The following is a 24,160-nucleotide window of genomic DNA, read 5'->3' as shown; positions in this document are numbered from 1 at the left end:
TGCATTAATATAAGTCTTGACTTATATTTTCTAAAACTTATATTATGACTATGAGGTGCACAATGTGGAATATTGTTTATTCCTCCGAGTTCGAGCAATGGTTTTTTAGTCTTAACGAAGACGAACAAGATAGTGTTTTATATAGTCTGAATGTTTTAAAACAAATTGGACCACAGCTAGGTCGACCACATGTGGATACAATTCAAGGTACTGAGTTATGCAATTTGAAAGAATTACGAATCCAGCATCAAGGTTATCCATACCGAGCTCTTTTTTTTTGATCCAAAACGCCAAGCTGTTGTGTTGTGCGCTGGAAATAAAACTGGAAATGCGAATTTGTTCTATAAGACCATGGTTACAATTGCAATTCAAATTTATAAACGTTATTTACAGGAAATAGAGTAGTGAAAACATTTAAGTCATTAGATTCGCTCATGAATAAAATTCCTAATGATCGAAAAGAAAAAATAAATAGTCAAGTTAGCCAAACAGTAACAGCAATTCGTTTAGCAGAACTCAGAAAACAACAGCATATAACACAGAAAGAAATTGCAAAGAAAATGAATGTTTCTCAAGCAAGTATTTCTCAATTAGAAAATCAGGGAGACGTTCAATTATCGACATTACTACGATATGTACATGCACTAGGCGGAAGTCTAGCTGTACAAGTACAGCTACCTGATGGCTCTGAAGTTTCATTACTTACAAACTAAAACTCTCTTAAAGCATGTTCTTTCACCTGCTCAAACATCCAATCCAGACAACGATATTCTGTGAATTTTTGCAATAGCTGTTGGCGGAACTCCTGCTCAGTCATCCCCTCTTTGGCACAAATAAAAGCCCACGGCAACACCACCGCATCCTTAATCAAATCAGCGACATCAAACACCAAAGCCCCACGTCGGGTTTTGCCATGCATCACTGCAAAACTATGTGAAATACCTAACACCCAAAGTGTGGTTGCAGCCAAACCATAAGCTAAATAATTGCCATGATTGAGAAAGTCATTGGCTAAATCGCCCTGTTCAGGATTACGCTCAAAACTGAGTTTGCAACGAGTTGCTGCAATTTTATAAAGCTGTTTCGTAGTCATGGCTTCGGCAAGTAACAAATCACCAACTTTGGTTTGATGTGGAATTTTATTTTCAAAACCGATTAAAGCTTGGCTAATATCCGCATCATCCAGATAAAAACCTTCATCTTTTAAATCTTTATCTTTTGCCCAGATTTTACGGATAAATTCAATACGAGCCACTTGAAAAGCTTTCGCCACTTCCAAACGTTTGACATCATCAAACCAGAAACTCATCCACCCCTGCATGTACTCCGTTGGGCGATATTCACTTTGTGGAGTCAACCATTCCACTTCACTGCCTGAAAATAGCGGTGTCCCACCACCGCCACAAAAACCAACCAACACACCTGCACTACACAGCATTCGCATTGCAGCTTGGGTGATGGATGTTCCTGTGCCGAGTAAAATTACAGTGGAATTGGCAATCGGAATATTCCAGTACTGGTTTTCATTTTTGGCTTCGGTCAGGTATAAAACTCGACCATCTTTCTGCATCACTCGACAATGTTCAAGGTAATACAGATTGGCCCGTTTAGAATGAAGAATTGCTTTTAAGTCTGATGGGTTGAGTTGTTCCATACTTCTATTTTACCTTGATTTTTTCCAAGCCTAACGGATATCAATACAATAAAAAAGCCGCCTAAAGCGACTTTACGACATCGAATGTCGTTTAAGGGATTTTTTAAATTAGGAATCAATTTTATCAAATTTACGATCAATTAAACTCAAGCGACCACGTACGATATCAGACAACATTCTCCAGTCAGAGATAAAGCTATAAAACGGTTGTTTAAAACTTGCTGGCTTATTATGTTCATGAAAGAAGTGCCCCACCCACGCACAGGCATAGCCAGACAATAAGCCATAAGCCAAGTATTTTGCCTTACGTTGGCGGATGGCTTTCGCCCAAAAATAAATACCAAGAGAACTACCAACCGCATGCAAACGGCGACTATTGATATTGCGGTGTTCAGTTAAATAAAAGCGATAAAATTCATTATAATTTTTAATCGGTAATGAAAATTCCACTGGATGAGAGATATTTGCTGGTGCATTCATTTTATGATCGTCCTAATCGTACAAAAACTCATCATACGTTACTGCATTTCTTGAACAAAATAAAATTATTGTGTCACAACATATCCAAGCTTCAAAAAACTTTAACAGTCATTTTCAGGATCAACAGGCTATACTCATTTCAATTGGTTATTTTAAATGGTCAGGAGCCATTACGTTATGGAAATCGAGCTTAAATTTCAACTCCCTGAATCCAAGAAAAAAAGTGTTTTACAGACCCTAAATAAACACAAAGCACAAAAAATTCATTTACAGGCCAAATATTACGATACGCCTGATCGTCTACTTGCAAAAAACCATGTTGCAATACGCTTGCGTCAGGAGGGAGATGGCTGGGTACAAACCTTTAAGGCAGCCAGTAAAAATCATTTACAACGGATTGAAGAAGATATTGTATTGGGCAAATGTGAACAGGAACCTGAACTGGATTTATCACATTATCAACATAATCAAACCGTTCAAAATGTGTTGCGTAACATATTAGGTAATGAACCTGCCGATTTACAATTGCAGTTTCAAACCGATGTACAGCGCACTTACCATGTATTTGAGTTTAATCATTCTCAGGTTGAAGTTTGTCTGGATGATGGAGAAATTCGTACAGGCAAAGATCAGGCGAAAATCTGTGAAGTTGAGTTTGAACTCAAGCAAGGTTCAGCTCAGGATTTAATTGAATTTGCTCAAACCTGGGTAGATAAATATCAACTCTGGCTGGATGTTCGTAGCAAGGCAGAACGTGGCAATTTATTGGCTATGGAGAAAAAATCTTCTCCTGCCGCCAAAGCAAAATCACTTAAATTAGATCCGAATCTATCGGCTGAACAGGCACTGAAATTGGTGATTGAAAATAGTCTAAACCATATTCTACCCAATGCGGCTGCCATTGCTGGTGGCGTGGCTGAGGCAGATCATATTCATCAGGCACGGGTGGGTTTACGCCGTTTACGTTCAGCATTAAAACATTTTTCCAATTGGTCAGAACACATCAATCCTGCTTGGGAAAGTGAGTTAGCTGATATTTTTAGGGCATTGGGACAATCACGCGATCATGATGCCATTCGGGATTCCGTCATTCCATTGATCAAGAAAGTCTGTGATTTTGATTTTGCATTAAGCTCCAACACTGATCCTGAAATTGCCACACGTTTAAGCAATACTCAAACCACACAATTATTTTTATCTCTCCTTAGCTTTATTCACAGTGAAAATGAAGCAAAGGCCAAATTGTCCAAACAGGTCAGCAAAAGCTTGACCAAGCTCTATCATAAAATTTTAAAAGATGCTTCCCAATTTCCTGAACTTTCTATAGAGCAGCAACATCGTACCCGTAAGCGAGTTAAGCAGTTACGTTACTGTATTGACTTTACTGCTGGGCTTTATCCTGAAAAGCAGGTACAGCAGTTTCTGGATAAACTGCAACCGATTCAGGAATATTTAGGTTTTTATAATGACCTATTCGTGGCTGAGCAGATTTTCCAGCAACAAGTTTCTGAAAAGCCAGAATTTTTATTTGCTTTAGGCTGGGTCAAAGCACAGCAGCCGCATGTGACAAAAAAAGCAAATAAAAAGCTACAGGTGCTTTCTCATAAAGATATTTTTTGGGCGTAATTGTTTCTTTTATATAGCTAATCCAAGCAGCAAGTACAACAAAGTAAAACCAGCATTTACTATCGTGATGGGCGGCATGGATGCCGCCTGTTTGGCTGTGATACAAGGAAGTATCATCAGCCAAACAAATGGTTTTGCCTACTTTGTCCGAAAACAAAGTAGGAAATCGCCTATGCGAAAACATTTAAACTTTACCTAATGTTAGTGGCTGTGCAGTTATTTATCAAAATTAATACCCTACTCCTAAAAAGATATTTACTAGACTTAGACTATTCAGCGATACTTTCCAAAAATTTTCCAAACACCATTATCGGCAATCGGATCACTATAGCTATCATTACGCTGTTTACGGGGTTTATCCCGTGCATCCACCAATTCAAAATGCGGCTCAACACTTAGAATCATGCCATTCATATAAAAACGGGTTCGGGTATATTCACTTTGCCCATGCTGGAACACATAAGTCCGTAAATCAATAAACTCCCGATGTGCCACCAAAGCAGCCGTATCATCACTTTCCAGCCATTCCTGCATAGCAAAAATCTGGTCGGTATCAAACTGCCCACATTTTTCCACCAGTGCCGCCACACCCCGAAAGGTTTTAGATTCTTTAGCGCGGGTTTTATTGATTCGGATACGATCAACATGAAAGAAAAATAACGGCAAATTTAAATGACTGGGTAAATGAATCGCATCGACCACTTCATCCTGCATAAAGGGCTGGCAAAGCTGTTGTGCCCTTTCGATCAAAGGCTGCCATTGTCGATAATATTCATCCACTTCCTGTTTCAGCGCATAATAAATCGGCAAACCCTCCACATGCTGTAAATGTTGCGGTGGATAGACGTGTTGGCGTAGTAAAGCAATATCGGTTTTTAAGCTTTGGATCGCAATTGCATCTGACATTTTGGTTATTCCAACTTGCTTAGGCTATTTTAGATTAAGGCAAAGGTTTAGTTTCAGCAAGGCTTTGTCTATAATAGTGTGTCTTAATTTGTCGCTGGAAATGATCATGTCTCAAAAAATTAACGCTACCGATGTGACGGAAGAAGAAGCTTTAAATGCGGTATTTTTTGAGCGTGCCGATGAGTTTATCAAACAGGCCAATGAATTTTGCCGTCCGCCAAAAGGGCAAAAAACTGATCCCGCTGAATTACGGGCACAAGTCAGTGCAGCCATGTTATTTGGTACAGCCCGTTTTAACACATGGGTAGCAGCCAATAATTTTAAAGATGGCAATGAAATGCGTGATGCCAAAGAACAAGTGATGTCTTATTTACTGCAACAGTTCCAGATGATGCTTGAAGACAACTTTGACGAATATTGTGAACAGTTTGAAAACTATTTACGCTTTCGCAAAAATGAAGATTTTCATGCACATAAACATGATCACGACCATTAATGGTCACTCCGTAAATAATAAAGCCACCGATTTAGTGGCTTTATTATTTTGATCATTTATTTTTTAATCTGGGCCTGGCCATATTGATCTGCCATCACCTCAACAAACTGATCCAGCTTGATATATTTCTTAATCACGGCATCTACATCCGCCTTACTGAGTCTGGCAATCTCTTGATCACGCTTTTCACGATCAAGCAGGGTTTTATTGCGTTCCAACTGTGCGGTTAACATGCCATGAATCTTGCGTTCATCTTCCAAGGAAGTGACACGTTTTTTCATAATATCGGCTTTGGCTGCTTCCAGTTCCTGTTCAGTCACACCTTTATTCAACAAGTCTGTCAAAACCTTATGCACAGATTGGGATACCTGATCAGAACGTCCAGCGGTATAGTTCGCTGTAATACTGATTGAGCCACTTTCTGTATCTGAGTCCAAGTCAAGATCACTGCCAAAACCATAGACCAGCGCATTCTTTTCACGTAACTCCTGCGCCAAACGCGAGGAAAGCTGTGAATTGCCCATAATATGACTGAGAATAATCAATGCTGGCGCATCTGGATGGTAAGCACCAACAGGCATGGTAAGAACACTTTGGTAACTTCCAAACTCACGCTGTTCTGACAGGACATGTACTTTCTGTGCTTTAAAAGCCACATAAGGGGAAGTGATCTTTTGATAAGGCTGTTTGGTTTTCCATGAACCAAACGCTTTTTGCAGCGTTTGCTGCATTTTTTTCGGATCAAAACCCCCTGTTACTGCAATTTGGGCATGGTTGGTCACGAAGAACTGGTTATAAAACTGTTTAATTTGCGCTTGAGTTGCATCATTTAACTGTTTCTTGACCAGATCAGGCTCAAAGTGATAACGCATATCCCCAGGCTGATAGGTTTCCAGCAATCTTGCCAAGGTCATGGATGCAACAGTAGCAGGCTCGGTATACGGGCGATCCAGTACCGACAAGCTTTGGTTTTTCGCCAAGTCAAATTCGGACTGGGCAAATTTAGGTTGGTTGACCACCTCAATAATAAAGTTGAGAAAATCTTCAAACTGGTCTTTTTTGGCATTGATGTTAATGGTCAAACCATTACCATTTGAACTGACAGAAGCACCACCACTTGCCGCAATTGCTCTATCAGTAATTTCCTGCAAGCTATGCTTTTCTGAACCACGTAATATCAGGTAGCTGGTTAAATCTAAAGTGACACCCTTGCCAAATAAGGTTTTTTCATCGCCAAAGTCCAGACTGATGGTGGCATAAGTTTTGTCATCGCGAGTTGACGTTGGGAATAAAGCATAACGAATACCGTTTTTAAATTCACCCCGTTGAATCTTTTGCTCATTCTTTTGCAACTGCTGGGCAGACTGGGTGACAAATTGGCTAACTTCCTGCTTATAAACACTGGCATCTTTTAATGGTTCAGCTTTTTCAGCACTCTGGTCCAGCGTTTTTGGCTGTTCCTGAACATTTTGGGTCATTGCCTTTTTCTGGTCTTCAGGTGTTGGCAAGATGTCTCCAGAAATACGGTGTGATGAAACTAAAAACTGCTTCAAGATCTGGTTGGCATCATTCAGCTTTAAATCCTGAATGGCCTGTAGATCTTTAAAATACTGGTCCCATTGTCCATGTGAAGCCACAGCATAATCACTCAGGCGTGAACCTAAAGCTGTCGCATCCTTGGCAATGGTATCAGCAGCATTTCTGGTCATGTTCTTGACCCGTTGTAACTCTGCATCGGTAAATGGCTGGCTATTTTCTACGCCTGTGGTTAAGGCTTGATCGACTTTTTTGGCATCATGATTCGGTGCATAAATCGCTCCCATAAATACCAGATTAAAATCCTGATCCAGCCATGTTGTCGACTGCACAGCAGTACTGATTCCCGTCTCCACCATACTCTTATACAGGGTTCCACTTGGCTGCATGGTATAGAGTGCTGGTGCTATCGACAAGGCAGACTGTAGCTGTGCATTCTGCCCATTCATATAGATATGGAATTTTGCCAGATCACTGCCCTTTTGCACGGTAAATTGTCGTGGCTGAATTTTGCTGGCATCCAGTACAGGAACTTTTACAGGTGCAGGCACAACCCGTGCTGGAATAGGACTAAAATACTGGTCAATTTTATTCAGCACTTCAGTTTTATCAAATTTACCCGAAATAACCATAATCGCATTATTCGGTGCATACCAAGTTTTATAGAACTGATTGAGTTCGTTCATGTTGATGGACTTTAACTCGGGCAAATCCCCAATTGGCAACCGTCCCAAATATTGATTACCGTATGCTGCTTTAAACATCTGATCCATCAAAACCGCAAAGGGCTGATCCATACGGATTTCACGTTCACGCTTTACAATCTCGATTTCAGACGGTACAAATTTTTCCTGTAACACCAGCTTGTCCATACGCTCAGATTCGAGATACAGGATTTCATTTAAGGCGTTTTTTTCTGGACGAACAATATTCAGATACTTGGTGGAGTAATAGTCAGTACTGGCATTGGTCATCAGGGTATATTGATCTAAACGGCGCTGAAACTCCTCTCCCTTGACATTTTGTGTGCCTTTAAAGGCCAGATGTTCCAGTAAATGAGCCAGACCACCCTTGCCTTTTGGATCATTCAGTGAACCTGTCAGGTAGATTGTGTTGACATAGACCTTATTTTCTTTATCGTTTGGTGCAAGAATAACTCTGAAACCATTATCTAATTTATATTCTTCAATATTTTTTTCAGTTTTGACCAGTACTGTCTGAGACCAGGAAGTTGCACTTAACCCGATTAAACAAAGAGAAAGGGTAAGCTGCTTAAACCGCATTAACATAGATTATCCAAATATTTTGGGTGAATTAAATAAAAACAATAGGCTATAGTAGAGAACGATTCGCATTTTTAATAGTAATGTTTTGAAAAAAGCTGCTGATTTAAACAGCCTTTTTCTTTGTTTTTATAGAGATTTAGTTACAAATTAGATCATCAGTTCGGCCTGCATGTACAGTTTCGCATAGCCTGAGATTTCAATACGCTGTTCAGACTCAATAACACATTCCAGAATCCCACCTCGAGTGGAGGCCTGATAAGCGATCAGCCGTTTTTTATCCAGTTTTTCCGCCCAAAGCGCTGCAATTGCGGTATGGATTGAACCCGTTACAGGGTCTTCGCCAATACCAACTTGTTTTCCAGCGCAATATTCTGCATCAGGATGTCATCCAGCCATTGCTCGGTCACAATCACCGCCGCAGGATTGCCCTTAAATAGTTGTTTGGTAAACGCATCCACCTGATACATTTTCATTGCACAGCACTCTCAAGATTTTTAATTTATTTTGAACACATGGTCGATAAATGATAGATACAGATTTTTTTAAATTTACGATACACAACCAGCTCTGAACCTTTAACAGAAAATGAAAGCTTAATGGTTTGATAAAAGCATAAACAAAAAAGAGTGGCCAAAACCACTCTTAATAGGACAAATAAAAACTTACTCGCCTATATGCTCAATAATGGCCTGACCAAATTCAGAACAACGCAACAAGGTCGCACCTGGCATTAAACGCTCAAAGTCATAAGTGACAGTTTTCGCCTCAATCGCCCCTGACACGCCCTTGATGATCAGGTCGGCGGCCTCTGTCCAGCCCATGTCACGCAACATCATTTCAGCAGAAAGGATGATTGAACCTGGGTTGACCTTATCCTGACCTGCATATTTCGGTGCTGTACCGTGAGTGGCTTCATACACCGCAATTGCCCCACCAATGTTTGCACCTGGCGCAATCCCAATACCACCGACCTCTGCCGCAAGCGCATCGGAAATATAATCACCATTTAAGTTCAATGTGGCAATGACAGAGTAGTCTGCTGGGCGCATCAGGATTTGTTGCAGGAATGCATCGGCAATCACATCCTTGATCACGATGTCCTTACCCGTTTTCGGATTCTTGATTTTTACCCACGGCCCACCATCAATCAGCTGACCGCCAAAACGCTCCACTGCAAGCTCATAGCCCCACTCCTTGAACGCCCCTTCGGTGTATTTCATGATGTTGCCTTTGTGAACCAGTGTCACAGAGGGTTTATCATTATCAATCGCGAATTGAATGGCCTTTCGTACCAAACGCTGGGTACCTTCTTTGGATACAGGCTTGATCCCGATACCACAGCCCTCAGAGAAACGGATTTTGGTGACACCCATTTCTTCTTTCAGGAACTTAATGACTTTCTTTGCTTCTGGAGAATCGGCTTTCCACTCAATCCCAGCATAGATGTCTTCCGAGTTCTCACGGAAAATCACCATATCCGTCAACTCAGGATGTTGCACAGGTGATGGTACACCCTCAAACCAGCGCACTGGACGCACACATACATATAGGTCCAATTCCTGACGCAGCGCGACATTCAGGGAACGGATACCACCACCAACTGGTGTGGTTAAGGGACCTTTAATTGAAACAATAAACTCACGCAAAGCTTCAAAAGTTTCTTCTGGCATATAAGTGCCATAAATCCTGTCGGCTTTTTCGCCGCAATAAACTTCCATCCATTCGATCGAACGTTTACCACCGTAAGCTTTTTGAACAGCAGCATCTACAACTGCTTTCATTGCTGGTGTAATATCCACACCAATACCATCACCTTCAATGAAAGGAATGATAGGATGATTTGGAACATTCAGTGACAGGTCTGCATTCACTGTGATTTTGTCACCATCGGCAGGAACCACGATCTTCTGATAACCCATTGTACAGGTTCTCCCTCATGTAGCTGGCAATTAATGTATCCCTTGTTTTTTATGGCATACTTTGATTTTTTTACTTGCTGATTCAGTGTAGTTCAATCTTGTATCTTTTTAGATTTATATGAGAAATAATAACATTTCTCAATAAAATAAAAATATACATTTACCAAATACCCCATACTCTTAAAGTAGTATTTTTATATGAAAATTGTCGTATTTAACAAACCTTTTGACGTGCTGTCACAGTTCCGTGAAGATGAAGCCCATCTCACGCTTTCCCATTTTATCCACGATCCTGATTTGCGTCTTGCAGGCCGCCTTGACCTTGATTCTGAAGGACTGATGTTCCTGACAGATCATGGCGGTTTAAACCAGTACATTACCAATCCAGCGAACAAGAAATACAAGACTTATCTGGCTCAGGTGGATGGTGATGTCACTGAGGAAGCGCTTGAACAGCTGCGTAAAGGTGTAGAACTGGCAGATGGCATGACCTTGCCCGCCAAGGCCATTAAAGTGGATCAACCAGAATGGTTATGGGATCGTGATCCACCTGTACGCTACCGTGCCAATATCCCGACCAGCTGGATTGAGTTACAAATTTGTGAAGGGCGTAACCGTCAGGTACGCCGTATGACGGCGGCGGTTGGCTTTCCAACTTTACGGCTCATTCGTACCAAGATTGGCGCCATTGATTTAGTGCGTCTGGGTTTGCAACCAGGCGAACAAACCGATATTGAACCGCTGCTTTATCCAGATTTTAAAGACCTGCCTGAAGATCAGCCCTACCGTTCTCGTTCCTATGTCAAAAAACCTGGCGGTACGGGTGGCAAGCCAATGCAGCATAAAAAGAAAGAGGGTGATAAAAAAGACGGTGACAAGAAAAAGTCTGGGACTAAACGCATCTGGCAAATGGATGAAAGTGAGAAACCACGTCGTAAGACCAATGGTACAACACGTCCAAGTACCAAAGCGCCTCGTGGCCGTAACCGTAATGGCCGTTAAGATTTAATATTTCTTAGGTTAGTCATAAAGCCCACTTCAAAGCCCCATAAAAAAAGCTAGTACCGAGGTACTAGCTTTTTATCAATACCAACTCAAAGTAGGGTCGGTTGATATTTCTAAACAGTTGCAAGCGCTGCATTGAATGTTTCACTTGGACGCATCACGGCATTCACTTTTGCTGGATCAGCAGCGTAGTAGCCACCAATGTCAGCCGCTTTGCCCTGTACTTGAGAGAATTCAGCCACAATCTTCTGTTCATTCTCAGCCAGTGTTTTCGCCAGTGGGGTGAACTGCGCCTTTAACTCAGCATCTTCATCCTGTGCAGCAAGCGCCTCAGCCCAGTACCACGCCAAATAGAAGTGGCTACCACGGTTGTCCAGCTCACCAGTACGACGTGATGGAGACTTGTCATTATCCAGTAACTTGCCTGTTGCCTGATCTAAAGTCTTGGCAAGCAATTTTGCACGCGCATTATCTTCTTTAATACCAAGCTCTTCCAGAGAGACAGCCAGCGCAAGGAACTCACCCAATGAATCCCAGCGCAAATGGTTCTCTTCCACCAACTGCTGAACGTGTTTTGGTGCTGAACCACCCGCACCTGTTTCGTACATACCACCGCCAGCCATTAACGGAACGATAGATAACATCTTCGCAGAAGTGCCCAGTTCCATAATTGGGAACAAGTCAGTCAGGTAGTCACGCAGGATGTTACCCGTCACGGAAATCGTGTCTAAACCACGCGCCACACGCTCAAGCGTATAACGCATTGCACGCACCTGAGACATAATCTGGATATCCAGACCATCGGTATCATGCTCTTTCAGGTATTTTTCGACTTTCTTGATCAGTTCATTTTCGTGCGGACGGTATGGGTCAAGCCAGAAAATCGCTGGCATGCCAGAGCTACGCGCACGTGTCACCGCAAGTTTTACCCAGTCACGAATCGGCGCATCTTTCACCTGACACATACGCCAGATATCACCCTGCTCAACATTCTGGGTCATTAACACTTCACCTGTATCAAGGTCAGTGATGTTGGCAATGCCCGCTTCTGGAATCTCGAAAGTCTTGTCGTGTGAACCGTATTCTTCCGCTTTTTGTGCCATCAAGCCCACATTTGGCACAGTCCCCATGGTTTTCGGGTCAAAGTTGCCATTCCACTTACAGAAATTGATCATTTCCTGATAGATACGTGCGAAAGTTGATTCTGGCATCACCGCTTTACAGTCGTAAGGCTTGCCATCAGCACCCCACATTTTACCACCACCGCGAATCATTGCAGGCATGGATGCATCGACAATCACGTCATTCGGAGAGTGGAAGTTATCAATGCCTTTGGCGGAGTCAACCATTGCCAGACGAGGACGATGTTCCTGACAGGCGTGTAAATCTTCAATAATTTCTTCACGAAGCGAGGTTGGCAAGGTTGCGATCTTTTCATACAGGCCTGCCATACCGTTATTGACGTTAATACCCAACTCGTCAAATAACTTGCCATGTTTTTCAAATGCATCTTTATAGTAGATCTTGACACAGTGACCAAACACGATTGGATGCGACACTTTCATCATGGTCGCTTTGACGTGCAATGAGAATAGGATGCCTGCTTCACGGCAGTCTTCCAGTTGCTTCTCATAGAATTCACACAGTGCTTTTTTGCTCATGAACATTGAGTCGATGATTTCGCCATCCTGCAACGCCACTTTTGGCTTCAAGACAATGGTTTCACCCGTTTTGGTGATCAATTCCATTTTCACGTTACGTGCATGGTCCAGTGTCATCGACTTTTCACCATGATAGAAGTCACCCTCTTCCATGTGTGAAACGTGGGTTTGTGACCACTGTTTCCATTCGCTCATTGAATGTGGATGCTTTCTGGCATAGTTCTTTACCGCAGCAGGCGCACGACGGTCAGAGTTCCCTTCACGCAACACTGGGTTTACGGCTGAACCGAGACATTTACCATAGCGGTCTTTAATTGCCTTTTCTTCCTCAGTCACTGGATTCTCTGGATAATCAGGAATCGCATAGCCTTTTGACTGAAGTTCCTTGATGCATGCCACCAACTGAGCAACCGAAGCACTGATATTTGGAAGTTTAATGATGTTCGTATCTGGATCCTGCGTGAGACGTCCAAGCTCCGCAAGGTTATTGGTCACTTTCTGCTCGTCGCGTAGGTAGTCCGAAAATTCTGCGAGCACGCGCGCGGCTACAGAGATGTCACTTTTAACGATCTCAATGCCAGCTGGCTTGGTAAAGGTCTCAATGATCGGCAGTAGAGAGTAGGTCGCCAGTAGTGGCGCCTCATCAGTCAGTGTGTAAATGATTTTTGACTTTCCACCAGCCATATATAGCCCCTTGTGTTAAATGTTAGTTGTGAAGAACCAAGCTTTTGGCCCAGTCTTTGAGAACCGATGTGCTTAAATAAAACCACTGAGAGTATCGGCCCTCGTCGCATCTCAGTCAACGCAATATCGAGTGATAACGACATTTCGAAAAAAAATACTACAAAACTCTATAAAAGTTGCAGCTATGTTTAGCCACCTCACATGAAGTTTTGGCTTTTCAAACACAAAACGGTTTCAGCTTAAATAAGAGCTTTAAATTTACCATTTCGCAAACAAATGAATATAGTGCCTTAGTATGAGTACGACACTAACAAAGTTTAATGAACAACATATGACGTTGGTCGGGGGATTAAACTTTCAACCAACGATCAAGTTTATTCTGATCTTCAATTTTTAACTCAACAGTGGTCAGTGCATTTTCTCCACCTGAAATTTCAAACTGCAACAGCTCATCTCGGCGGAAAGCATAAATCGTAAACGTTCCCTGCTGTTTTGCATATTTCGCCAGAAGCTTTTCTGATGCTTTAATACCATCAATCGCAAGGATCACATCATTGGCAGACAGTCCAGCTTTTGCAGCAGCACTGTCACGGCGAACTTGCTGAATCACCACACCCTCAGCCTTATCCACGGTTTTTAAACCAAATGGCAGCGCCTTATCATTTTTCAGGCTATAACTTAAACCAAACTCAGGCAAGAGCTGGTCCAGTGGCAACTCATCGGTGGTATTGATTAAATGATTGATTTGCTCAATCCAGTTATCACCTGTCAATTCATTGCACAATTCAAAAATGGTGCGTTCATTGACCTGAATCCCCTTTTGGGTATTTTCATATAAACGGCGCATCAGGGCATCAAGGTTTGAACCACGCAAACGCAGCCCCAAGTCCAGACAAAGCGCCACTAGACTGCCTTTGTTGTAGTAACTGGTGCCTGCATTGTTTGAGTTTTCATCCTGACGATAGAACTTGATCCATGCATCAAAACTGGATTCCGAAACAGACTGGATCAAACGTCCTGGATTTTGCAAATAACGGTCAATCTGCGCCTTTAATAAATCCAGATAGGATTTCTGCGAAATCACACCACTACGCAACAAAATCAGGTCATCATAATAAGAAGTAAAGCCTTCAAATATCCAGAGTAAGCTGGTGTAGCCCTCTTTGTGCAAATCATAATGGGCAAAATTTTCAGGGCGTATAAATTTCACCAGCCATGAATGGAAATATTCATGGCTACATAAGCCCAGAAAACGTTGATAGTCTTTGGAAGGTTCCTGTGTTTCATTCTCTTTGGGCAAGTCATCACGCGGGGTGATCAGGCTGGTACTGTTACAATGTTCCAGACCACCATAACTATTGCCCGTTGCCATGGTCATAAAAGTATAGTTTTGAAATGGTGCTGAACCGAACAGATTAATTTCAGCCTGACAAATCTTCTCAATATCTGCCTGTAAACGATCCAAATTGGTATTGTGCTTGCCTGAAATCACAAACTCATGTGGAATACCATTGGCTTGAAAGCTAAAACGGCTTTGTTCAGCCAGCTCAAATGGACTGTCAATCAGTTGGTCATAATTCTCCGCTTTTAGAGTAAAGCGTCCCTTGACCAGACTTTTACTTGGCAGCCCCGTGGCAATCTGGAAATGCTTGAGTTCATCAGGCAGGAAAATTTCAATCTCACAAGGTGACTGTTCCTGATCTTGCAGACCTAAACAGACACAGGCAGGATTGACATACAAACGGGTTTGATCGACATACGCCCCACGCACCGATAAATCATAGGCATAGACATCATACTCAACCGTAATCAGTTCATGGTCGTTATTGAACAAACGCCAGCGGTTTTTCTCGGTTTTTTTAATGCTGAGCAGACGCCCTGCTTCATCAGAAGCCTGAACCGATTCAATATGTTTTGAGAACTCACGGATGAGGTAACTGCCTGGAATCCAGGTCGGCAACCATAGCTCCTGATTGGGATTGGCAAGGAAACGCAAGGTCACATGAATAAGGTGTTGGCGATAATCGTCGAACTCAATTTGATAGTGCAACATAGCTTTAGATCGTAAAAATAAGACTCACTTCACACAGCTTAGCATTTTTTTACAAAGTCATGCGCAGATGTCTTAATTGTCTGCAAAAGTTGCTGGATTCTTCAACAAAAAAGTCATAGCATGCCTTTTTCGCATTCCATGCCACTGGATCGGCAGCACAAGGTGTTTACGTGAAATTTATCCTCTCCCTGTTTACGTTGTTTAGCTTAATCTGTACCCATCTCGCTCATGCCAATTTACTGAATATTGCACCTGAATCGGTGGAGGCGCAGGCATGGTCAATTATGGATGCCCAGTCAGGTCAGGTCATTGCTGAACATAATAGCCACGTACAACGTGCCCCAGCCTCATTGACCAAAATGATGGTGGCCTACATTACCCTCAAGGAAATTGAAGCTGGAAAATTGCGTAAGGAAGAGGTACTGACGGCTACGCCTGTGGTGAGTACCGTGATGTGGGACGAGTCGCAAATGTACCTGAAAGCAGGTGAGCAGATTTCGATTGACCAACTGTTGGCAGGTTTAATTGTGATGTCTGCCAATGATGCCGCTGTCACGCTTGCCGAAAAGATTTCAGGCAGCGTACCCGCGTTTGTTGCGCGCATGAATCGGGAAGCACAGGCCTTGGGAATGAAAGATACCCATTTCAGCAATCCTGCTGGCATCAGCATGCCTGACCATTATTCAACTGCGGCAGATTTAGGTGTGCTGGCTCAGGCTATCGTCACGCAAACCCCTGACTATCTGCATTATTCAAAAATGCCAAGCTTTAGCTATAACCAGCGTTTTCACCATGCCACCAATTTTGCCTTAAAGCTTGACCCTACGGCAGATGGTTTAAAAACAGGCTATACTAAGGCTGCTGGCTATAATCTGGCCTTGACTGCGGAACGTCCGACCTTTAATCCACATGTTGATAAACGCCGTTTAATTGTAGTGGTGTTGGGTACACCCAGTGCGGTGAAACGTGCCGAAGTCGCGCACAAGCTGATGGACCTGGCCTATACCTATACCCGTGATGAGGAAGTCATTCCAAAGCAAAGACTGATTGCTGAACTGCCTGTGATTAAATCAACCCTAAAAATGTTTAAGGTCGAAACCAAGCAACCAACTATTGTGACGACATCGCTATATGATCAAGCAACACCAATTGACTTGAATAGTTTTGATTTGTTAACTCAGCGCATCCATCTGGTTGATGCAAACCAGCAGGTCAGCACAGTTGAACCACTGCAAACCACCAATACCCATATCAACATTGAATTAAATGAACAGCATTTGACTGCTCCTTTAACCCAGGTCATGAACTTGGCAACGGTGTCGATTTATCAAAATAACCAGTTGATTCGTAGTTTGCAAATTGAGAATGATGTACAGATTGAAGAAGCCAACATTTTTCAAAAAATTATGATCTGGTTTTCTAATTTATTCAGCTTTTTCTCAATAAATGACACTAAAAATCCAAAACTCTACCCACTAAATCAGGGTTAAAAAAAACCTACTTTTTCTATAAAGATTACTAATACAATATTGAAAAAAGGATGGCATAATCCTGCCATCCTTTCACAAAAAATTAGGTTAATCATGAGTAAAACCTTACATCATATCGTGATTGTAGGCGGTGGCGCAGGTGGTTTGGAACTTGCGACACAACTGGGTGAACGTTTTGGCAGGAAAAAGAAAGCCAGAATCACACTGGTTGACCAAAACCTGACCCACATCTGGAAGCCCCTGCTCCACGAAATTGCTGCTGGCTCCCTCAATCCCCACGAAGAACAGACTAACTACTTTGCCCACGCAGAAAAGCACCATTTTGAGTTCGTGCTTGGCACCCTGCTGGATGTTAACAAGGATCAAAAGCAGATTAGCCTCTCTCCTCCCCAGCTTTCCAAAGAACACACTCCACTGATTCAAAAGCTGGGTTACGATACTCTGGTGATTGCGGTAGGTTCTGTCTCCAACGATTTTGGCATCGAGGGGGTACGTGAATATTGCCACTTCCTTGACAGTCGCCAACAGGCGGATATTTTCCAGCAGGATTTACTCCACCTCTACATTGAGGCACAAAACCATTCCACTGAACGTGCCCTGAACATCGGTATTGTTGGTGCGGGTGCCACAGGTGTGGAACTGGCGGCGGAACTGATCGAAACCACCAAAAACTTCTATCGTTATGGCTTAAAGAAAATTGATCCGAAGCAGGTCAAAATTACATTGATTGAAGCGTCTGACCGTATCCTTCCTGCATTGAATGAAAAAACCGCAGCACATAGTGCCAAGCAACTCAGGAAAATGGGCATCGAGATTCTGACTGAGCATAAGGTGCAAAAAGTCGATAAATCTAATGTCTATTTTAGCAATGGGAAAATCCTGCATTCTGATATTACCGTGTGGGCGGCAGGGGTAAAGGCACCCAAAGTTTTAGAATCATTTACAGATTTTAAACGTGACAAGATCAATCGGTTAATGGTTTACGCAACGCTTCAAACGCATTCTGATCCAAATGTATTTGCCTTTGGTGACTGCGCCAACTGTCAGCTGGATGCCCGTCAACCACCGCTTGGCCCACGCGCACAGGTTGCCAGCCAGCAGGCAACTTTTCTGGTGGATGCGATGGCGGCCCGTTTATCAGGCTCACCACAACCCATGTTCACCTTTAACGACAAGGGATCGCTGGTTTCATTGAGCCGTAATCAGGCGGTGGGAGAATTGCTTGGCGATGTCAGCGTACAGGGATTTATTGCCAAAACCATGTATGTATCGCTATACCGACTGCATCAGGCCAATATTCATGGCTACACTCAGGCTGGGGCACTCACCGTCAAAGATTTTCTGACTCGCCGCGTACGTCCAAAAATTAAACTGTATTGAGTTGAAATTTTAAATTTCGCTCCTATTTATAACTAAATCGTTTCAAAAAGTGGAAAGTAGTCAACAAAAACTATTTTTCACTTTATGATATACAGCTAAAACTATTGATGACATGGATTCAAAACATGACTGCTATTGCAAATAACCACGTGGTTTCATTCCACTACACTTTAACAAACGCTGAGGGTGAAACACTTGATCAATCTCAAGGTGAACCACTTGCATATTTGCACGGCGCAGGCAACATCATTCCTGGTTTAGAAAATGCACTGCTGGGTAAAACAGTAGGCGAAAAATTTACTGTAACTGTTCCAGCTGCAGAAGGTTATGGCGAATATAACCCAGACCTCGTACAAGAAGTTCCAGCACAAATGTTCCAGGGCGTGGATAATATCCAGCCTGGTATGCAGTTTCAGGCTCAAACTGATGATGGCGTTCAAATCGTAACGGTTAAGGCAATTGAAGGCGACAACGTGATCGTTGACGCAAACTTCCCACTTGCTGGTCAAGACCTGACTTTTGAAGTTGAAATCATGGAAATTCGTGATGCATCTCAAGAAGAGCTTGATCACGGTCACGTTCATGGTGCAGGTGGTCACCAGCACTAATTCATTTTTAAATGAATTGTTTAAGGCAAAGCTTCGGCTTTGCTTTTTTATTGCCTGATACTTTTATAAAATAGAAAAATCGCTTAACTTTAATAGGACTCTCTTCTCTTGATATTCTGTCTATGTCCCATTCTTATCAACTGATCTGGTTCCGTCAGGACCTTAGAATCCATGATCATACTGCACTTTGGCACGCAACGCAGGCTGGCCAGTGTATTGCGTTGGTGATTCTGTCACCTGAACAATGGCAACAACATGACGATGCCCCCATCAAGATCGAGTTTTATCTGCGTCAGCTACAACAATTAAAACAGCAGCTTAATACCCTTAATATCCCATTAACCATCCAGCATATTCCTCTATGGAAAGATGTAGGTAATTTTTTTACGGAACTTCTCCAGCGAATAAATATCGAAAATGTCTACGCCAATATTGAACTGGGCGTAAATGAATTAAAGCGTGACCATGATGTACAGGAAGTATTAAACCAGCAGCAAAAAGAACTGCTCCTGTTTCATGATCGTACAATGTTCCCTGTGCGTTCCATTCGCAATCAGTCCAACCTACCCTATCAAGTTTTTGGGGCATTCAAGAAAACCTGTTATCAGCGTTTACAACATGGGTTGCCCCAGTGTTATCCATTGCCTGACGCTCAACGACCGCTTGCAGAGGATTTTTCATTTTTTAACCAAGCCAACCTGACCACCCTACAACAAGCCTATGCCTCAACGCTTGAGCAAAACATGATTGATCATTGGCCTGTTGGAGAGACATACGCCTTAGATTTATTAGATGAGTTTGTAAGGGAAAGGTTGAATCACTATAAACAAGCGCGAGACTTTCCAGCACAAGTGAGCACCAGTCAAATTTCAGCCTACCTGAATATTGGCATTCTCTCCATCCGCCAATGTATTCAGGCACTGTTTAGGCAACAACATGGGGATTTTGTCATCCAGTCTGAAAGCCAGCAGGTGTGGCTGGATGAGCTGTTATGGCGCGAGTTTTATCAGCATATCCTGTTTGATTTTCCGCAGGTTTCAAGACATCTTCCCTTTAAATCCTCAACACAGAATATCCCGTGGCGTGATGACCCAATTGCGCTGGAACAGTGGCAACAGGGAAACACGGGCATTCCAATTGTAGATGCAGGTATGTGTCAGTTACTGGCAACAGGCTGGATGCATAATCGGGTGCGGATGATCTGCGCCATGTTTTTAAGCAAAAACCTGCTCATCGACTGGCGTAAAGGTGAGCAATGGTTTATGCAGCATTTGGTTGATGGCGACCTGGCTGCAAACAATGGTGGCTGGCAATGGTGTGCCTCCACAGGCACTGATGCGGTTCCCTATTTTCGGGTATTCAACCCAATCAGCCAATCATTAAAATTTGATCCGAACGGCGACTACATTCGTCAATGGGTACCTGAACTCACTGATCTGGATGCAAAAATCATACATGAACCTTATGCCCATACCAAAATTCAGAATCTAGACTACCCTATGCCAATCGTGGAATTAAAGTCCAGCCGCACCTGGGCAATTGAGACGTTTAAGACATATTCATAGCCATTTTATAGCCATTTAATGGCTACTGCCGAGATAAACCCGTTATATTTGTTAAGACATCTGTTTAGCCAGACCAAGCTGTATGTTATTGTTTACACAATTAAATTATAAATTAAGGGTATAGACTAACATATCTATTCTGCTAGTCTAAAGCCTAAATAAAAATGTTAAACCATTCACATATTATAACGAAGTCCCCCGTTATCTTATCGTTAAAATAAGTCATTTTATAGCGAATTAAGTTGATGAATCATTGATCGAATTTTCATAAAAATGATTTTTCATAATAAAGCTGGGACTTGTTTCATTATTTTTATAAGAGCCGAATTATGTCTTTTTCTCATCATGCAGAACCTCATGTCATACAACGCTCAGGCTGGTTACGTGCCGCCGTGCTTGGTGCAAATGATGGCATCATCTCCGTGACCAGTTTGATTATGGGTATGGCTGCCAGTGGTGCCAGTTCACATACCCTGTTAATTACCTGTATTGCAGGGCTGATCTCTGGGGCAACCTCAATGGCTGCTGGAGAATATATTTCCGTTAAGTCACAGGAGGATATTGAAAAGTCAGACCTGCGTTTTGAAGCCAGAGAGCTTGAAAAGAATCCCCATGCGGAACTTGGTGAACTCACTCAGATTTATATTTCACGTGGTTTAAACCCTGAACTGGCACATGAAGTTGCCAAACAGTTGACTGAACATGATGCGCTGGGTGCACATGCCCGAGATGAAATTGGCATCCATGAAAATACTGCTGCCAATCCAGTTCAGGCAGCACTTTCTTCTGCCGCCTCCTTTTCATGCGGTGCGGCTCTTCCCATGCTGGCCATCCTACTCAGTCCAGATGCTTTTATTTCACATGCCGTTTTGGTGACAGGCATTATTTCATTAGGAATTTTAGGCGCGCTTTCCAGCTATTTTGCACATACCTCAATACTCAAAGGCAGTCTGCGTATTATGTTATGGGGCATTTTAGCGATGGCTTTCTCAAGCTGGGTCGGTTCTCTATTTAATGTCACAACCATTTAAAACCATTATTTTTTACGGAATAAATATTGTGTATATTCCATAATTAAATACTGGTTATTATTTGCAAGGTTTTTTGTTTTTGCGTTATGGTGACTAAAAGCAAAGTGAGAATATAATGATGTCAATCCTAGAATTACTAGAAATAAAACACCCTATTTTTCTTGCGCCTATGGCTGGTGTATCAACCCCTGAACTGGCTGCTGAAGTTTCTAACCAAGGCGCGTTTGGTTCTTTGGGACTGGGGGCAAATACACCAGAAACAGCGAAAGCTGAGATTTTAAAAACACAGACACTTACAGACAAACCCTTTCAGGTCAATTTCTTTTGTCATCAACCTGAACGACTTGACCCCCAAAAGGCCCAACAATGGATTGAATATATACGACCTCAGTTTGCCAAGTTTGGTACTGAGCCACCGTCCGAATTACGCTGTATTTATCCAAGCTTTTTAGATAATGATGATTTCCTGAATGTTGTACTTGAAACTCGCCCCAAAGCTGTGAGTTTTCATTTTGGTATTCCACACCCTCGCCAGATTCAGGCACTCAAAGATGCGGGTATTGTCACTCTGGTTTCTGCCACCAACCTGATTGAGGCACAGCAGATTGAAGCGGCAGGAATCGACATTATTATTGCACAGGGGATTGAAGCTGGAGGACATCGGGGTATTTTCAATCAAACTTTTGATGCTGCAATTAAAACCAGTGATCTCGTACAACTCATTTCAACACATTGTAAATTACCTGTCGTAGCTGCTGGCGGTATTATGAATGGTGATCAAGCAAAATCGATGTTGAAATTAGGTGCTGCTGCTGTTCAATTGGGTACAGCATTTGTGCAATGTAAAAGTTCGAGTGCGAATGCAGCCTATCGAAAAGCTTTATTCAGTCAATCTATTACACAAATCAGTTCAAGCTTATCAGGTCGTCCAGCCCGTGGACTGCTGGGCACATGGCACACCCAGATTGATGCACCCAACCGCCCAGCATTACCTGAGTATCCATATACCTATGACTTAACCAAGCAATTGATCAGTGTTGCCAGTCAGCACAATGATCCTGGTTATGGTGCATTCTGGGCTGGCATGAATGTGAGACAGATTCGGGAACTGGAAGCAGCCGACCTGATTAATCAACTGGTTTTGGAAATAAAAACCCTTTAAAACGTTTTAATTAAAAAACCCGTTCAATTGAACGGGTTTTCCACTTTATGCTTTAAATTTTACCAACCAAAACCAACGCCTACACCACCCGAACTTTCTTCCTTGGTAAATGCGCCACCAATGGTGAGTGAGGTATTATCATTAATAATCCGTTGATAGCCAATTGACACCGCCTGTTCCTGTCCCTGAAAGCCAGCACCCACACCGACACGATTTTGTCCTTTGACACTGGCAGCACTACTTGACATATTCATCATCGCAGCAGTCATGGCACCTTGGCGGTTAAAACGTTCATCCACTTTATGGAAGCGCTGTTCTGTTTCCATACGATAATCATTAAACGCGCTATTTAAGGCATTTACACGCTCATTGGTATAGTTATTGGTCGATTTTTCTGCTGCTTTTAGCTGTTGATAGTTCACTGCATCGGTATCTTCAACGGCATCCGCCACATGGATGATTTGGCGTTCTTTGCCTTTTGCTCCAACTGATACCGTATTATCACGATCCGATGCAGAATCATTACCCAATACCACTGCATTTTTGGCTTGAGTATCGACATTATTGCCCAGCACAAAGGTATTATCACCCGTGACTTTATTGTCATTACCCACAACATAACTACCGTTTCCAGATACCGTGTTTGGATCACCAAAGGCACCAGAACCATTACCTGAAACCTGATTACCCACACCTACAGCAGTTGAGCGATGGCCTGTCACTACGGTATTTGTTCCAATCGCAACCGAGTTTTCACCTGTTGCCGAAGCAGCTTGGGCATCAGTTACTCCATTCACCTGAACAAACTGGTTACTGGCTATAATTTGAGTTTGCACATCTGCGATTTTGCCATCGGTATAGCTATTCGCACTGGAAAGTGCCGATGCCGTTTGCTGGTCGGTATAATCTTTTGCGCCACTTAAAGAAGATGCCGCTTTTTGATCTGTGTAGCTTTTTGCATCATTAAGTACAGATGCAGTTTGTTGATCAGTATAGGCTTTGCCATCGGCAGCTTTCTGGTCTGCATAATTTTTTGCGCTGTTTAGTGTCGATGCAGTTTGCTGATCTGTGTAGGCTTTACCATCAGCAGCTTTTTGGTCTGCATAGCTTTTTGCATCATTTAAGGTTGAGGTGGTTTTCTGGTCGGTATAGCCTTTTGCATTATTTAATGCAGTGGTTGTTTGTTGATCTGCATAATTTTTTGCATCATTTAAATTAGATACAGCTTGCTGGTCTGTATGTGTTTTTAAATCTGATACAGAGGTTTTAATTGCACCTAATTGTTGATCAACTGCAATGAATGCATCACTCACTGTATTTTTAGCTTTTCCTTGGATTGTAAAAGTTGGATTTGTGAATACACCATTGTTCCATGCCGCACCACCACCTAATGCCTGAACCAACGCAGTATTAGTCGTATCAACACGTGTATTTAAGGTAGTGACTTCATTGCCAATTCGGGTATCCACACCATCTATACGGGTGTTAATCGTATTTGCGCTGGTTGTGATTGCTGTATTTAAAGTATCAACTTCTGTTGTCACCCGATCACTCAATGTTGTGACACTGGTATTGGTCGCATGTAACTGTTTACCTGTCACTGCATCTTTAGACGTTG

Annotated in this window: 20 protein-coding genes and 1 pseudogene; 11 read left to right on the top strand and 10 right to left on the bottom strand. The window is 42.5% G+C overall.

Translation table 11 applies throughout. From position 1 onward, the window contains the following. The first annotated feature begins 44 nt into the window (after positions 1 to 44). Positions 45 to 281, top strand: a complete 237-nt coding sequence (locus tag F967_RS14630; protein WP_322782707.1) for a type II toxin-antitoxin system RelE/ParE family toxin — start codon at positions 45 to 47, stop codon at positions 279 to 281. A gap of 153 nt (positions 282 to 434) precedes the next feature. Next, a complete protein-coding gene (locus F967_RS04865; protein ID WP_034431194.1) occupies positions 435 to 713 on the top strand; it encodes a helix-turn-helix domain-containing protein in 279 nt (92 codons plus the stop codon). Here the strand turns inward: F967_RS04865 and cas1f are convergent. After that, positions 710 to 1,654, bottom strand: a complete 945-nt coding sequence (gene cas1f, locus F967_RS04860) for a type I-F CRISPR-associated endonuclease Cas1f (protein ID WP_004798538.1) — start codon at positions 1,652 to 1,654, stop codon at positions 710 to 712. The genes F967_RS04865 and cas1f overlap by 4 nt on opposite strands. 108 nt (positions 1,655 to 1,762) lie before the next feature. Next, positions 1,763 to 2,134: an Mpo1-like protein gene (locus tag F967_RS04855; RefSeq protein ID WP_004674726.1), complete on the bottom strand. Its 372-nt coding sequence runs from the start codon at positions 2,132 to 2,134 to the stop codon at positions 1,763 to 1,765. Positions 2,135 to 2,311: 177 nt separating this feature from the next. Here F967_RS04855 and F967_RS04850 point away from each other — a divergent pair, with 177 nt between their 5' ends. After that, positions 2,312 to 3,760, top strand: a complete 1,449-nt coding sequence (locus F967_RS04850) for a CYTH and CHAD domain-containing protein (RefSeq protein ID WP_004798534.1) — start codon at positions 2,312 to 2,314, stop codon at positions 3,758 to 3,760. Positions 3,761 to 4,033: 273 nt separating this feature from the next. Here F967_RS04850 and F967_RS04845 read toward each other — a convergent pair whose 3' ends face one another. Beyond that, the gene (locus F967_RS04845; protein WP_004798532.1) at positions 4,034 to 4,666 is read right to left on the bottom strand and encodes a hypothetical protein; all 633 of its coding nucleotides are present in this window, start codon (positions 4,664 to 4,666) and stop codon (positions 4,034 to 4,036) included. A 106-nt stretch (positions 4,667 to 4,772) separates the two neighbouring features. Here F967_RS04845 and F967_RS04840 point away from each other — a divergent pair, with 106 nt between their 5' ends. Continuing rightward, positions 4,773 to 5,162, top strand: a complete 390-nt coding sequence (locus F967_RS04840; protein ID WP_004758723.1) for a DUF3144 domain-containing protein — start codon at positions 4,773 to 4,775, stop codon at positions 5,160 to 5,162. Between the two features lie 56 nt (positions 5,163 to 5,218). Here the strand turns inward: F967_RS04840 and F967_RS04835 are convergent, their stop codons facing one another. The 4 genes and pseudogenes from F967_RS04835 to icd all read right to left on the bottom strand — a co-directional run bounded on the left by F967_RS04835 (position 5,219) and on the right by icd (position 9,903). Further along, the gene (locus F967_RS04835; protein WP_004798530.1) at positions 5,219 to 7,987 is read right to left on the bottom strand and encodes a M16 family metallopeptidase; all 2,769 of its coding nucleotides are present in this window, start codon (positions 7,985 to 7,987) and stop codon (positions 5,219 to 5,221) included. 144 nt (positions 7,988 to 8,131) lie between these two features. Further along, positions 8,132 to 8,335 (bottom strand): annotated as a pseudogene (locus tag F967_RS14310) (PhzF family phenazine biosynthesis protein); the annotation flags it as partial. Continuing rightward, a complete protein-coding gene (locus tag F967_RS14305) occupies positions 8,311 to 8,451 on the bottom strand; it encodes a PhzF family phenazine biosynthesis protein (protein ID WP_378251356.1) in 141 nt (46 codons plus the stop codon). The gene F967_RS14305 and the pseudogene F967_RS14310, both read right to left, overlap by 25 nt. Before the next feature lie 195 nt (positions 8,452 to 8,646). Continuing rightward, positions 8,647 to 9,903 carry an NADP-dependent isocitrate dehydrogenase gene (gene icd / locus F967_RS04825; protein ID WP_004798528.1) on the bottom strand — a complete coding sequence of 419 codons (1,257 nt, stop codon included), beginning with the start codon at positions 9,901 to 9,903 and terminating at the stop codon, positions 8,647 to 8,649. A 198-nt stretch (positions 9,904 to 10,101) separates the two neighbouring features. Here icd and F967_RS04820 point away from each other — a divergent pair, with 198 nt between their 5' ends. Next, positions 10,102 to 10,905 (top strand): rRNA large subunit pseudouridine synthase E, encoded by an 804-nt coding sequence (locus F967_RS04820; protein ID WP_004674740.1) that lies wholly within the window; start codon positions 10,102 to 10,104, stop codon positions 10,903 to 10,905. A 116-nt stretch (positions 10,906 to 11,021) separates the two neighbouring features. On the opposite strand, the gene F967_RS04815 is transcribed toward F967_RS04820, so the two are convergent. Beyond that, positions 11,022 to 13,253, bottom strand: a complete 2,232-nt coding sequence (locus F967_RS04815; RefSeq protein WP_004674743.1) for an NADP-dependent isocitrate dehydrogenase — start codon at positions 13,251 to 13,253, stop codon at positions 11,022 to 11,024. Between the two features lie 349 nt (positions 13,254 to 13,602). After that, on the bottom strand, positions 13,603 to 15,306 hold the full coding sequence (locus tag F967_RS04810) for a M61 family metallopeptidase (RefSeq protein WP_004798526.1): 1,704 nt from the start codon (positions 15,304 to 15,306) through the stop codon (positions 13,603 to 13,605). A 170-nt stretch (positions 15,307 to 15,476) separates the two neighbouring features. Between F967_RS04810 and F967_RS04805 the strand changes: the two genes are divergently transcribed. The 6 genes from F967_RS04805 to F967_RS04780 all read left to right on the top strand — a co-directional run bounded on the left by F967_RS04805 (position 15,477) and on the right by F967_RS04780 (position 22,542). Next, positions 15,477 to 16,796, top strand: a complete 1,320-nt coding sequence (locus F967_RS04805; RefSeq protein ID WP_004763937.1) for a D-alanyl-D-alanine carboxypeptidase PBP6B — start codon at positions 15,477 to 15,479, stop codon at positions 16,794 to 16,796. A 93-nt stretch (positions 16,797 to 16,889) separates the two neighbouring features. Next, complete coding sequence (locus F967_RS04800) at positions 16,890 to 18,176, top strand: NAD(P)/FAD-dependent oxidoreductase (RefSeq protein ID WP_004755863.1); 1,287 nt, start codon at positions 16,890 to 16,892, stop codon at positions 18,174 to 18,176. A 125-nt stretch (positions 18,177 to 18,301) separates the two neighbouring features. Continuing rightward, positions 18,302 to 18,784, top strand: coding sequence for an FKBP-type peptidyl-prolyl cis-trans isomerase (locus tag F967_RS04795; protein ID WP_004674749.1), 483 nt, complete (start codon positions 18,302 to 18,304; stop codon positions 18,782 to 18,784). 122 nt (positions 18,785 to 18,906) lie between these two features. Continuing rightward, positions 18,907 to 20,349, top strand: a complete 1,443-nt coding sequence (locus tag F967_RS04790; protein WP_004798523.1) for a cryptochrome/photolyase family protein — start codon at positions 18,907 to 18,909, stop codon at positions 20,347 to 20,349. Between the two features lie 329 nt (positions 20,350 to 20,678). Next, on the top strand, positions 20,679 to 21,380 hold the full coding sequence (locus F967_RS04785) for a VIT1/CCC1 transporter family protein (protein WP_004763941.1): 702 nt from the start codon (positions 20,679 to 20,681) through the stop codon (positions 21,378 to 21,380). A 118-nt stretch (positions 21,381 to 21,498) separates the two neighbouring features. Next, positions 21,499 to 22,542 (top strand): NAD(P)H-dependent flavin oxidoreductase, encoded by a 1,044-nt coding sequence (locus F967_RS04780; protein ID WP_034431192.1) that lies wholly within the window; start codon positions 21,499 to 21,501, stop codon positions 22,540 to 22,542. A 59-nt stretch (positions 22,543 to 22,601) separates the two neighbouring features. On the opposite strand, the gene F967_RS04775 is transcribed toward F967_RS04780, so the two are convergent. Continuing rightward, positions 22,602 to 24,160, bottom strand: a 1,559-nt coding sequence (locus F967_RS04775) for a YadA family autotransporter adhesin (RefSeq protein ID WP_004798517.1), incomplete at its 5' end; no start/stop codon positions are given.

The sequence above is a fragment of the Acinetobacter sp. CIP 102637 genome, from assembly GCF_000368425.1.
GTDB classification, from domain to species: domain Bacteria; phylum Pseudomonadota; class Gammaproteobacteria; order Pseudomonadales; family Moraxellaceae; genus Acinetobacter; species Acinetobacter parvus.
This window is presented reverse-complemented; position numbering and strand designations above follow the sequence as displayed.

Excerpts from the sequence above, each read along its gene's own strand:
- F967_RS14630 (WP_322782707.1), top strand. The coding sequence starts at position 45 with ATGACTATGAGGTGCACAATGTGGAATATTGTTTATTCCTCCGAGTTC.
- F967_RS04865 (WP_034431194.1), top strand. The coding sequence starts at position 435 with ATGAATAAAATTCCTAATGATCGAAAAGAAAAAATAAATAGTCAAGTT.
- cas1f (WP_004798538.1), bottom strand. The coding sequence starts at position 1,654 with ATGGAACAACTCAACCCATCAGACTTAAAAGCAATTCTTCATTCTAAA.
- F967_RS04855 (WP_004674726.1), bottom strand. The coding sequence starts at position 2,134 with ATGAATGCACCAGCAAATATCTCTCATCCAGTGGAATTTTCATTACCG.
- F967_RS04850 (WP_004798534.1), top strand. The coding sequence starts at position 2,312 with ATGGAAATCGAGCTTAAATTTCAACTCCCTGAATCCAAGAAAAAAAGT.
- F967_RS04845 (WP_004798532.1), bottom strand. The coding sequence starts at position 4,666 with ATGTCAGATGCAATTGCGATCCAAAGCTTAAAAACCGATATTGCTTTA.
- F967_RS04840 (WP_004758723.1), top strand. The coding sequence starts at position 4,773 with ATGTCTCAAAAAATTAACGCTACCGATGTGACGGAAGAAGAAGCTTTA.
- F967_RS04835 (WP_004798530.1), bottom strand. The coding sequence starts at position 7,987 with ATGTTAATGCGGTTTAAGCAGCTTACCCTTTCTCTTTGTTTAATCGGG.
- F967_RS14305 (WP_378251356.1), bottom strand. The coding sequence starts at position 8,451 with ATGTATCAGGTGGATGCGTTTACCAAACAACTATTTAAGGGCAATCCT.
- icd (WP_004798528.1), bottom strand. The coding sequence starts at position 9,903 with ATGGGTTATCAGAAGATCGTGGTTCCTGCCGATGGTGACAAAATCACA.
- F967_RS04820 (WP_004674740.1), top strand. The coding sequence starts at position 10,102 with ATGAAAATTGTCGTATTTAACAAACCTTTTGACGTGCTGTCACAGTTC.
- F967_RS04815 (WP_004674743.1), bottom strand. The coding sequence starts at position 13,253 with ATGGCTGGTGGAAAGTCAAAAATCATTTACACACTGACTGATGAGGCG.
- F967_RS04810 (WP_004798526.1), bottom strand. The coding sequence starts at position 15,306 with ATGTTGCACTATCAAATTGAGTTCGACGATTATCGCCAACACCTTATT.
- F967_RS04800 (WP_004755863.1), top strand. The coding sequence starts at position 16,890 with ATGAGTAAAACCTTACATCATATCGTGATTGTAGGCGGTGGCGCAGGT.
- F967_RS04795 (WP_004674749.1), top strand. The coding sequence starts at position 18,302 with ATGACTGCTATTGCAAATAACCACGTGGTTTCATTCCACTACACTTTA.
- F967_RS04790 (WP_004798523.1), top strand. The coding sequence starts at position 18,907 with ATGTCCCATTCTTATCAACTGATCTGGTTCCGTCAGGACCTTAGAATC.
- F967_RS04785 (WP_004763941.1), top strand. The coding sequence starts at position 20,679 with ATGTCTTTTTCTCATCATGCAGAACCTCATGTCATACAACGCTCAGGC.
- F967_RS04780 (WP_034431192.1), top strand. The coding sequence starts at position 21,499 with ATGTCAATCCTAGAATTACTAGAAATAAAACACCCTATTTTTCTTGCG.